Origin of the sequence: Chryseobacterium sp. VD8, from assembly GCF_037149975.1 — a bacterium.
GTDB lineage: Bacteria > Bacteroidota > Bacteroidia > Flavobacteriales > Weeksellaceae > Chryseobacterium > Chryseobacterium indicum.
Genome location: NZ_JBBCQL010000424.1, coordinates 1 through 1,250 on the forward strand (window position 1 = coordinate 1; position 1,250 = coordinate 1,250).

Genomic DNA, 1,250 nt, shown 5'->3' on the forward strand with positions numbered 1-1,250 from the left:
GTTCCCGAAACAATTTTCACGAAAGCCAGTCTGTCCCTGTGCTTCGGATCCATGTTCGCATGGATCTTGAAAACGAATCCTGTAAAACCATTTTCTTCAGGCTTTACAATACGCGTATCACTTTCCTTTGGTTGTGGCATCGGTGCGATATCAATAAAAGCATCCAGCAACTCACGAACTCCGAAATTATTCAAAGCCGAACCAAAGAAAACAGGCTGCAAATCCCCCTTCATATAATCTTCACGGTTGAATTCAGGATAAACCGACTGAACCAGATCCAGTTCCTCTCTTAAAGTAGCAGCCGCTTTTTCGCCGATCACTTCATCAATTGAAGGATCATTAATATTGTCAAACTTTATCGCTTCACCCACCTTCTGTTTCTTCTCTTCCAAAAACAACTGGATATTGTTTTCCCAGATATTGTAAATTCCCTGAAAGTCAGCTCCCATACCAATTGGCAAAGAAAGTGGACAAACCGTTAATCCTAACTTCTGTTCCACCTCATCCAGCAAATCGAAAGCATCCTTACCTTCACGGTCAAGCTTATTAATGAAAACCAGCATCGGAATATTTCTCATTCTACAAACCTGAACAAGCTTTTCCGTCTGTTCCTCAACCCCTTTTGCAACGTCGATCACCACGATTACAGAATCAACCGCCGTTAAAGTTCTGTACGTATCTTCTGCAAAATCCTTGTGACCGGGAGTATCCAGAATGTTGATTTTGTGGTTTCTGTATTCAAAAGCCAATACCGAAGTTGCCACGGAGATCCCTCTCTGTCTTTCAATTTCCATGAAATCGGAGGTCGCTCCCTTTTTTATTTTGTTGGATTTTACCGCACCCGCTTCCTGAATTGCACCCCCGAAAAGCAAAAGCTTTTCCGTAAGAGTGGTTTTTCCGGCATCCGGGTGAGAGATAATTCCGAAGGTTTTTCTTTTTTCTATTTCTTTGATTAAGTCTGACATATCGTATTTTGAAGTTGCAAAAATCGGGAATTTTGTCGAATCCTGAAAATTTTGTTTAAACACAAATTTTTACACGAAAAAACCTGAATTTTATTTAACCACAAACTCACAAAAGATTATAACACATTGGTAACTTAAGATGAAATTCTTTGTACGTAAAAGAACCCATTAGTTTTAAAAATCTTTGATTTTTTATTTTGAAGTTGTTTGAAGTAAGAGAGTTTGCTCCTTTAGGAGCAGAATCTGTGTAGAAATAAGAATAAATCCCCAAATCAATCCGTAGGA

At 39.0% G+C, this 1,250-nt stretch carries 1 protein-coding gene; it reads right to left on the reverse strand.

Going from position 1 to position 1,250, the window contains the following annotated elements; genetic code table 11:
* Positions 1 to 965 (reverse strand): peptide chain release factor 3 (locus WFK35_RS22805; protein ID WP_336734929.1); only part of this gene is annotated, 965 nt, incomplete at its 3' end.
* Positions 966 to 1,250: the final 285 nt, after the last annotated feature.